The 9,603-nt window shown below is 67.5% G+C and carries 6 protein-coding genes; 3 read left to right on the top strand and 3 right to left on the bottom strand.

Features of this window, described 5'->3' with window-relative positions; genetic code table 11:
• Positions 1-401: 401 nt before the first annotated feature.
• Together FZ983_RS20605 and FZ983_RS20600 are read left to right on the top strand one after the other, a co-directional pair.
• On the top strand, positions 402-2,426 hold the full coding sequence (locus tag FZ983_RS20605) for a hypothetical protein (RefSeq protein ID WP_149225367.1): 2,025 nt from the start codon (positions 402-404) through the stop codon (positions 2,424-2,426).
• A 50-nt stretch (positions 2,427-2,476) separates the two neighbouring features.
• Positions 2,477-4,783 (top strand): hypothetical protein, encoded by a 2,307-nt coding sequence (locus FZ983_RS20600; protein WP_149225366.1) that lies wholly within the window; start codon positions 2,477-2,479, stop codon positions 4,781-4,783.
• A gap of 32 nt (positions 4,784-4,815) precedes the next feature.
• Here FZ983_RS20600 and FZ983_RS20595 read toward each other — a convergent pair whose 3' ends face one another.
• From FZ983_RS20595 to gmd, 3 genes are read right to left on the bottom strand one after another with little or no spacing between them, the layout of a single operon-like run.
• The gene (locus FZ983_RS20595) at positions 4,816-5,244 is read right to left on the bottom strand and encodes a hypothetical protein (protein WP_149225365.1); all 429 of its coding nucleotides are present in this window, start codon (positions 5,242-5,244) and stop codon (positions 4,816-4,818) included.
• A gap of 41 nt (positions 5,245-5,285) precedes the next feature.
• Positions 5,286-6,281 carry a GDP-mannose 4,6-dehydratase gene (locus tag FZ983_RS20590; RefSeq protein ID WP_149225364.1) on the bottom strand — a complete coding sequence of 332 codons (996 nt, stop codon included), beginning with the start codon at positions 6,279-6,281 and terminating at the stop codon, positions 5,286-5,288.
• A 24-nt stretch (positions 6,282-6,305) separates the two neighbouring features.
• A complete protein-coding gene (gene gmd / locus FZ983_RS20585; protein WP_149225363.1) occupies positions 6,306-7,388 on the bottom strand; it encodes a GDP-mannose 4,6-dehydratase in 1,083 nt (360 codons plus the stop codon).
• 233 nt (positions 7,389-7,621) lie between these two features.
• Here gmd and FZ983_RS20580 point away from each other — a divergent pair, with 233 nt between their 5' ends.
• Positions 7,622-9,571 carry a tetratricopeptide repeat protein gene (locus FZ983_RS20580; RefSeq protein ID WP_149225362.1) on the top strand — a complete coding sequence of 650 codons (1,950 nt, stop codon included), beginning with the start codon at positions 7,622-7,624 and terminating at the stop codon, positions 9,569-9,571.
• Positions 9,572-9,603: the final 32 nt, after the last annotated feature.

Below are 9,603 nucleotides of genomic sequence, written 5' to 3'. Positions count from 1 at the left end.
GCCAACAACGGCACGAACTCCGGCCTGTACCAGGTGGTCGACGCCAACGGCGACGGCCAGGTGGCCTCGTCCGAGGTTCGCCTGCTCGGTGTGTACAACGGCACGGTGCTCTCGCTCTCCGACATCAACCTCGGTTGATCCGGCGATCAAGCATCGCGGTAAAAGGGAGGGGCGCCCGCAAGGGCGCCCCTTCTTTCTTTTGTGTGCATTTCCAGCCGGTGCGCCGCGCCGGAAAAAATGCAATAAAGGATAAAGGCATCTATAAGTTGATCGCCGGGTAAGAGTTCGGCGGATGGGACGATGCCGGCGGAAAATGCTTTCCCCGCCGGTAAGCGGCGAACCCTCCTGTGTCTGCCTCCTTCTGCGCTTGCCCCCTTCTGCGCTTGCCGAGAGCGATCCTCATGAAAGTCCTTGTGTCAGTCTTCGCGCGGTTGCCCGGTTGGCTGAAGGCGGCGGCTTCCGTCAGCCCCTCGCGCCTTGCGATCGGCGCGGTGCCGGCTGCGGCCTGTCTGTTCTCCTTCTTCACCATCCTGACGGCGCTGCGCATTCCGGCGACGCTGGCGCGGATGGTGACGGTGCTGCGCCCGAACGGGGCCGGGGTTCGCGACGAAGACTTCATGGGGTTCAGCAACGTCGACACGCTGATCCGTCCCGCCTATCGCCGGATCGGCTCAAACTTCGCCCTTCACGGCCGTTACGGCTACACCTGGGGCGATGCCTTCGGCCTGACGATGCGCGAGCGCTTCGGGAACAGCTCGATCACCTATCGCCTGCTGCATCGCCTCGGCGACCGTGCGGTCAACGCCCTGGGCTGGGGGCTGTTCATCGCCGCCACCGCTGCGGCGGTGGCGCTGGGCTTCACGGTTTACGCCGCGCCGCTGGCCGCCCTGGCCTTTGCCGCGACGCCGGTCATCGTCTTCAGCTACACCAGCGGCGGCGGCAAGACCGAGACCCTGTGGTACGGGCCGGTCCTGATGGTTCTCTTCCTGGCCTTCTCCGGAAACACCCTGGCCGCCGCGCTGCTCTGGTCGCTGCTGGCGGTGGCCAATCTGATGGCTTCCCTCCTGACGGCCGCGATCACCGGCCCGGCCCTGCTGGTCTGGGCGCTCCAGCATGGCGATGCGGGCGATCTCATCATCGGCGTCCTGCCGGGTCTCGCCCTGCATCTGCTGCGCTTTTCCAAGGCGGGCTTCGCCTACTTCGCCAAGACGGTGCGCTATTGCCAGTTCGCGAGCCACGATGTCGGGGCCGCGCTGAATGGCGGGAAAGTGCTCAAGGGCCGCCTGCCGGTTCTCGACGAGATCGTGGCCGCCGGTCCGGTGGCGCTGTCGCTGACGGCCGGCGCCTGGATGAACCAGGATCCGGCCGCCGCCTTGCTGGGGTTCACCTGTTTCTTCTCCTATTACGCCAGCCGCCGCTTCTTCTTCCTCAGCGACTTCCAGAGCTTCGACCTGCTGTTCTCGGCCATCGGCATCGCCTATGCCTGCGCCACCGGCAATCCGTGGTGCCTGCTGATCAGCTTCATCGGTGCGCACCGCATGCGGGACAATCACCATTGCTCCGTGCCGCTGAGCCAGACGATGCAGTCGCTTGCCGAGAGCGGGATCGCCACCGTCCGCGACCGGTGGTACGCCATCCTCCGCTACGGCCTGGAGATGAGCGATGCCTTCCCGCTGATCCGTGCCGTCGCGCGCCCGAAGATCCCGGCGCTGGACGCGTTCTTCGCGGCGATTCCCGACCGGTCGCGCATCGCCGTCGAAACCGTCCGCACCTCGACCGCGATGCAGCAGGCCTATCCGGATTTGTGGATGCGCGGGTTCTGGTTCATGACCGACGACCTGCTGCCCAAGCGCGATATCGAGCTCGCCACCAAGGAATACACCTTTACCCTCGAGCATGAACTGTCGATGGCCCGCCTTCTGAAGCTGAACGGCACGCAGACATCGCCCGAGCGGTTTTTCGAAACCTGTTCGGCGGCAGGGATCGGCCATATCGTGGTGCTGTCCCGGGCCACCATGGACATGCTGTCGCAAAGCGGCTGGAAGGCCGTCGCCGGGTTCGAGTTCTCCCAGATGGACAAGCCCCTGCGCGATCTGCTGAACGTGAGCGTTCCGGGCATGATCCTGATGAGCCGTGCGGATGCCGACATCGGCATCGTGACCCCGCAGGCTCCCTGGCATCGGAAAGGGAATCGTCTGGTGATCGAGGCCGCAGCCGGCACGACATACACCATCCGCTACCGCCATTTCCCGGAATTCCGGGCGGAGCAGGGAGGAGTCCGCTTGCCGGTGGTGCCCTATCAGCCGTTCGACGACGTTCCCTCGTTGAGCTTCATGCAGGTGACGGCGGTCGGCGACGGCCCGCTGACCCTGCGCTACGTCGATTATCCTGGACGGGTGATTCTCAACCGCTTCCTCCGCCGTTGACGGCCGGCCTGTTGATCAGATCCCGCAAACCCGAAAAGCGCCCTGCCATCATGTCCCATGGCCCTGCCATCCTGTCCCGTGACACCAGCGATCTGCGCGTCGATCTCGGCTGCGGCGATCACAAGCCGGACGGCTTCGTCGGCGTCGATGTGGCCCCCGGTCCTGGCGTCGATCTCGTCTGCGACCTCACCGGCCGCTTCCCCTTCGAAACGGGCAGCGTCGCCCATCTGCGCGCCCATGACCTGATCGAGCATCTGCCCGACCGTCTTCACACCATGAACGAGATCTGGCGCGTGTGCCGCGGCGGCGCCATCGTCGACATCCGGGTTCCGTCGACCGACGGGCGGGGAGCCTTTCAGGACCCGACCCACATCAGCTACTGGAACGCGAATTCCTTCTTCTACTATTCGGTCGACCACCCGGCCTATCTTTCCCTGTGCCGCAAATACGGCTTCCGCGGCGCCTTCCGGATCAGGTCGCTGTCCAGCAGCGCCACGCCCGATCAGGTCGTGCATGTCCAGGTGATGCTGGAGGTGATCAAGCCGGCGGCGGAGCCGCAGCAAGCCCATCCGGAGTCCCTGCCGTCGCCCCTGCCATCGCCGCTGGAGGCGGTCGCACGCTTCGACGGCGGCGCGGCGGTGTCCGAGCGCCTGGGTCTTGCCATGGAACTGGCGCGCATGACGCCTGACCGGTTCCGCGCCTTCTGCGCGTCGGACTCCCTCGACCGCTACACGCGCCTGCTGGCGGCTCGCGCTCCCGCAAGGCTGGGCGAGGCGGAACAGTCGTTCTGCGACCTGCTGGAGGAGACCTACCGCGACGGGATCACGCGGCCCGAGCAGTTCGTCTGCCAGCTTGCCGCCCTGTTGCTCAAGCCCGCCTACCGTCTTCCGGCCCGCTTCAATCTCGACCTTCTTCCGGCTGCCCTGGCCGATGCGTTCGTCGCGGCCACCTGCCGGTCCCCCGCCTTCTTCTCGCAACCGGGGGAGGCCGAGCGGTATGCGGATTTCCAGACGGCGTGGCTGGGCTATCTCGATCACGGATTGGAGGCCGGCCAGGGGCGGCAGCCATGGCCGGAAGCCGCCTTCGCGTTCTGCCGATCCGGCGAGATGCTCGGGAGCTATTTCAGCGGCCGCAATCTCTGCCCGCTCGCCCGGCATCGCGCCAGGATCATAGAGTGGTCGTTGCGCCGCCTCGGCTACCGGCTGGATCACAGCCCGCCGCCGCGCCGCGCCGCGACCATCCGCGTCGGCATCCTCCTTCTCACCTTCCTGCCGACGCCGGAGCTGTTCTGCGTCCTGCCCCTGCTCCAGCGGCCGGCCGCCGACATGGAGGTGACGGTCTATGTCGTGGAACCGGACTCCGGGACGTTCGAGCGCGATGCGGTCGCCAAGGTGGCGAGGATCGTCGATCTGCCGAAGAACCTCGCCCAGATGGTCGACATCATCCGGCGCGACGATCTGGACGTCCTGCATTTCGCGTCCAACCTGACCGGCGCCCCATCGGTCTCGGCGATGCTGGCGGCCCACCGGCTGGCGCGCGTGCAGACGACCAGCATCGCCTCGGTGCTCTCCACCGGCTTTTCGGCCATGGATCTCTATGTGTCGGCATCCGGGCTGGAGCGCGACCGCTTTCCGCAGCAGCATTATACCGAGGAGCTGGTCAAGCTGCCGGGCACGGTCCACTGCTTCGTGCATGGAAAGGGCGCGATGCCGGGAGATTCCAGGACGGGGCAGCCGGGCCTGCCCGTTTCGCCCGGCGAGGTGGTGCTGACCTCCGGCGCCTCGCTGTACAAGCTGACGCCGGAGACGGTGGAGGCGTGGCTCGACATCCTCGCCCGCGTTCCCTTCGCCCGCCTCGTCCTGTTTCCCTTCGCGCCGTCATGGTCCGCGACCTATCCGAAGCAGGAGTTCTCGGAATATCTGTTGGACAAGCTCGTCAGGCGGGGAATCGCCGCCTCGCGGGTGCGCATCATCGACACGCCGGGCTTCAACCGGGTCGGCATCCGCAACAGCATGCGCAACTTCCACATCTGCCTGGACAGCTTCCCCTTCTCCGGCTCCACGTCGCTGATCGAACCGCTGGAACTGGGTATGCCCGTCGTCACGCTGGCGGACACCACCCTGCGCTCCGCCATGGGGGCGTCGCTGCTGCACGCCCTGGATCTCGGGGAACTGGTCGCGGACGATGCCGCCGGCTATGTCGACATCGCCTGCCGCCTTGCCGGGGACCCGGACCATCGCGCCCGGATCTCCTCCCGCATCTCGGCCGCGATGGCGCGGCCGCCGTCCTTCCTCGATTGGGAGAGCCATGCCGGACAGATGTACGAACTGTTCCGGTCCCGCGTGCGCTGCCTGTGACCGCTGCCTGTGACTTCTGGCCCTGACCGCAGTCAGTGGGCGGGCAGGGCAGACAGGCGGTCAGCCATGCGCAGGATGCCCTGGGCCAGACGGATGATGGCGGGCGAGCCGATGAACAGCTCGCGCAGGGCGTCGCCCTCGCCAAAGCGCAGAACGAAGCCGTTCGGGTTGAACACCACGGCGACCTTCGCGGTCTCCGACAGGACATGCTGGGTCCGCCCCTGGAACACGGCGTCGAGGACCGACCGCGCCAGCTCGCGCGCGTCCTCCACCGGCAGGGTGGCGATCTCCGGCCCCAGCCGGCTTTCGTTGAACAGGAAGACGCCCTCCAGCCGGACGGCGCCGTCCCCTGCCGCGTCCTCTTCGCTCAGGGCGATGTGGGACAGGAACTTGCCGTCGGGAAACAGGACGGTGCGGTCGTCGACCTCGACATTGATGACCAGCCTGCTTTTGGCCGACATGGACTGCGCTCTCCGGAAGAAACGGGATTCGGGAATGGGGGTCAGTCGGCGGCGCGGCGTGCGATCTCGGCATCGGCCAGCCCGGCGACCACATCGGCCATCCGGCGTTCGGCGCGCCAGCCCAGCAGCCGCTCCGCCTTGGCGGGGTTGCCGACGCTGAAGGCGATGTCGGACGGGCGCAGCAGGGCGGCGTTGCCGTGGACATGCCGGCGCCAGTCCAGTCCGAAATAGGTGAAGGCCTGTTCGACGAAGTCCTCCAGCCGGTGGGCTTCGCCGGTGGCGATCACGAAATCCTCCGGCTGGTCATGGGCCAGCATGCGGGCCATGGCGTCGACATATTCCGGCGCCCAGCCCCAGTCGCGGGCGATCGACAGGGTCCCCAGTTCCAGGCCGTCGGCCTTGCCCTCGGCGATGTCGGCGGCGCCGCGGATGATCTTCTGGGTGACGTAGCGGACCGGGCGCAGCGGCGATTCGTGATTGAACAGAATGCCGGAACAGGCGAACAGCCCATAGGCCTCGCGATAATTGGCGACCGCCCAATAGGCCGCCGCCTTGCCCACGCCATAGGGGCTGCGGGGATGGAAGGGGGTCGATTCGTCGGCCGGATCGCCGGTGTTGCCGAAGCATTCGCTGGATGATGCATTGTAGAAACGCGCGTCGAGCTTCAGGAAGCGGATCGCCTCCAGAATGTTGATGGTGCTGGTGATGGTGCTGTTCAGCGTCTCGACCGGCTGCTCGAAGGACAACCCGACCGAGGCCTGGCTGGCGAGGTTGTAGATTTCGGCCGGGCGGACCCGGGCGATCACCTCGACCACGCTGCGGAAGTCGGTCAGCACGGCCGAGTGCAGGACGACCCGGCCGAAGATGCCGAGCCGCCGCAGGTTGGCGAAGCCCGACATCTCCCGGTCGCGCGAGGTGCCGTGGACCGTGTAGCCCTTGCCCAGCAGCAGCTGGGCCAGATAGGCGCCGTCCTGGCCCGAGACGCCGAAGATCAGCGCGGTCTTCGGTTCGCTGCGGGCCGTCGTTCCGATGGTCATCAACAGCGCCCTATCGGCCGGAGATCAGTGGTGGTCATCCCCGTCGGCCGCCAGACGCATGTCGGCCTCGACCATTTCCCGGACCAGATCGCGGAAGGCGGTGGTGTGGGTCCAGCCCAGCTTCTCGCGCGCCTTGCTGGGGTCGCCCAGCAGCAGGTCGACTTCCGTAGGGCGGAAATAGCGCGGGTCGATGCGGACCACCACCTTGCCGGTCTTCTGGCAGATGCCTTCCTCGTCCACGCCCTCGCCGCGCCACTCGATGCCGCGGCCGATGTGGCCGAAGGCCAGCTCGACGAACTCGCGCACGCTGTGGGTCTCGCCGGTGGCCAGCACGTAATCGTCGGCCTCGTCCTGCTGCAGGATGCGCCACATCCCCTCGACATAGTCGCGGGCGTGGCCCCAGTCGCGCTTGGCGTCCAGGTTGCCGAGATACAGGCAGTCCTGGCGGCCATGCTCGATGGCGGCGACCGCGCGGGTGATCTTGCGGGTGACGAAGGTCTCGCCGCGGGTCGGGCCCTCGTGGTTGAACAGGATGCCGTTGCTGGCGTGCATGCCGTAGGCCTCGCGGTAGTTCACCGTGATCCAGTAGGCGTACAGCTTGGCGGCGGCATAGGGGCTGCGCGGGTAGAAGGGCGTGGTCTCGCGCTGCGGCGTCTCCTGCACCTTGCCGTACAGCTCCGAGGTGGAGGCCTGGTAGAAGCGCGCGGTCTTCTCCAGGCCCAGGATGCGGATCGCTTCCAAGAGGCGCAGCGTGCCGATGCCGTCGGCGTTGGCGGTGTATTCCGGCGTCTCGAAGCTCACATGCACGTGGCTCTGGGCGGCCAGATTGTAGATTTCGGTCGGCTGGATCTGCTGGACCAGACGGATCAGGTTGGTGCTGTCGGTCAGGTCGCCGTAATGCATGAAGAAGCGCACGTCCTCTTCATGCGGGTCGCGGTAGAGATGCTCCACCCGGCCCGTGTTGAAGGACGAGGACCGGCGCTTGACGCCGTGGACGATATAGCCCTTCCCCAGCAGAAGCTCGGCAAGATACGCGCCATCCTGGCCGGTGGCGCCGGTGATGAGGGCAACTTTGCGCAAAGGACCGACCCTTGATCTGTACGGCATTGATGATCGGGCACTATCCTCAAAGGGTCCGGGCAAGGCAAGGTTCTTGAGGCTCTTGTCCCGGCAAGGACACGGGCGGGGACACGGGCGGGGACACGGGCGGGGACACGGGCGGCGGGATATGGGCCGCCATCGCCATCAACCCGGTTGATGCGCCTATCCGGTGACGATAGGGTGCGCGCCGAACTGGCCTGCCGCCCTCTTGCGCGGAAGGCCGCACTGCACGGACCGTCATGACCACCGTCGCCGAAGCATTGCAGATCGCCGTCGGGCTCTACCGCGCCGGCCGCCTGGACGAGGCGCGCGCGCTGTATCTGCGCATCCTGGAAGCCGATCCGCGCAACGCCCTCACCCTGCATCTGCTGGGGCTGGTTGAACGCCGGCAGGGACGGCGGGACAAGGCGCTGGACCTGATCCGCGCGGCTCTGGACATCGCGCCGGACATGGCCGACGCCTGCTGCAACCTCGCCGGCATCCTGTCCGACCTGGGCCGGGTGGACGAGGCGGCTGCGGCACAACGGCGCGCCCTGGCGATCGACCCGGCGCTGGAGGCCGCGCATCACGGCCTTGCCAGTTTGCTGTGCAGCCGCGGTGGTCCGCGCGACTGGTCGGTCTCGGCCGCCTCCTTCCGCCGCGTGCTGCGCCTCAACCCCCAGCACGCCGAGGTCTATCACGATCTGGGCATCGCCCTGCGCCAGGGCAGCGCGGTCGATGCCGGCGCCCTGGCCCTGGCGCTGGACAGCCAGCGGAACGCGCTCGCCCTGCGGCCGGACTTCGCCGCCGCCCACATGAACATGGGCAACCAGCTGGTCGAACTCGGCCGGCTGGACGAGGCGCTGGTCTGTTTCCGCCGCTCGCTCGCCATCGCGCCGGAGCAGGGCGGCACCCTGTACAACCAGGGCAACGCCCAGCATGCCGCCGGGCTGTCCGAGGCGGCGGTCGACAGCTATGCCCGCGCGGCGCGCGGCGGGGTCGGCATGGCGCTGACCCGGCTGGCCGACGTGCTGACCGGCCTGGGGCGCGAGGGCGAGGCGGAGCAGGTGCTGCGTCTGGCGTTGACCAGCCCGGGCAGCGACGTGGCCGGCGCCATCGACATGCTGTCGGCCCTGCTGGCGCGCCAGGGGCGGTTTGATGAGGCGCGGCGCTTCTTCGCCGACTACCGCTATCCCCACATCGCCGACCCGAACGCTTTCCGCATCGAATGCCTGACCGCCATCGCCGAAAGCTGGCTGGCGGCCGGGGAGGTCGACCGGGCGGTGGAGGTTCTGGCCGGCGTGCACGGCCATGGCAGCCGCTTCTTCACCGTGAAGTCGATCGCCGGGCTGCAACAGGTCCTGGCCCGGCAGGGGAAGCGGCTGGAACGGCCGGCCAACCCGGACCCGTCGCTGCCGCGCATCTGCTCCTCCACGCTCGCCACCCACGGGCGCTTCGCCCACAACGTGCTGGAATACGTGCTGCTGCGGCTCTACGCCGAAAAGTTCGGCTACCGGCTGGAGACGCCGGACTGGGTCGGCGGCTATTACTTCGACCTCGACGATCCCAGGCCCAGCGGCGGGCTGAAGCCGATGCATTTCGCCCGGCGCATCCTGAACGATCTGGTGACCGGACGGCGCGACGATCCGCGTCCGGACGTCGACATCCTGTCGCCGCTGTTCCTGTTCGATCATCGCGAGGAATGGCGCGAGCGGGTGCAGTCCTGGCTGCGGCCGCGGCCGGAATGGCTGCCCCACGTCGACCCGGTGATGCAGGCGCTGAAGGCCCGCGGCAACACGGTGGTGGCGCTGCACATCCGCCGCGGCGACTTCGTCTGGTTCCGCTACACCATCACCGAGACCTCCTGGTACGTCGACTGGCTGAAGGCGCTGTGGCCGACGCTGGACCGGCCGGTGCTCTACATCGCCACCGACGATCCGGCGACCATCGCCGACTTCGCGGAGTTCGCGCCGGTCTCGCTGGACCATTTGGTGAAGGATGGGGCGGTGCAGCCGTGGACGGGGCTGGAGTTCCTGCAGGACTTCCACGTCCTGATGAATGCCGACGTGGTGGGCGTCAGCGCCCACAGCGGCTACAGCCAGTTGGCGGCGCTGCTGAACCGCAACGCCCGCCTGTTCGTCGAGCCGGATGCGGCGGCGCGACGCATCAAGGCCTATTCCCCCTGGACGAGTTCGTCCGGCACCCCTTAAGACCACAACCATCACGACCAATGCGACGCCCT

Origin of the sequence: Azospirillum sp. B21 (genome assembly GCF_008364825.1) — a bacterium.
In the GTDB taxonomy this organism is placed as follows: Bacteria; Pseudomonadota; Alphaproteobacteria; order Azospirillales; family Azospirillaceae; genus Azospirillum.
The sequence above is the reverse complement of the archived record's forward strand: the minus strand, read 5'-3'. Positions and strand labels throughout refer to the sequence as shown.

Excerpts from the sequence above, each read along its gene's own strand:
- FZ983_RS20605 (WP_149225367.1), top strand. The coding sequence starts at position 402 with ATGAAAGTCCTTGTGTCAGTCTTCGCGCGGTTGCCCGGTTGGCTGAAG.
- FZ983_RS20600 (WP_149225366.1), top strand. The coding sequence starts at position 2,477 with ATGTCCCATGGCCCTGCCATCCTGTCCCGTGACACCAGCGATCTGCGC.
- FZ983_RS20595 (WP_149225365.1), bottom strand. The coding sequence starts at position 5,244 with ATGTCGGCCAAAAGCAGGCTGGTCATCAATGTCGAGGTCGACGACCGC.
- FZ983_RS20590 (WP_149225364.1), bottom strand. The coding sequence starts at position 6,281 with ATGACCATCGGAACGACGGCCCGCAGCGAACCGAAGACCGCGCTGATC.
- gmd (WP_149225363.1), bottom strand. The coding sequence starts at position 7,388 with ATGCCGTACAGATCAAGGGTCGGTCCTTTGCGCAAAGTTGCCCTCATC.
- FZ983_RS20580 (WP_149225362.1), top strand. The coding sequence starts at position 7,622 with ATGACCACCGTCGCCGAAGCATTGCAGATCGCCGTCGGGCTCTACCGC.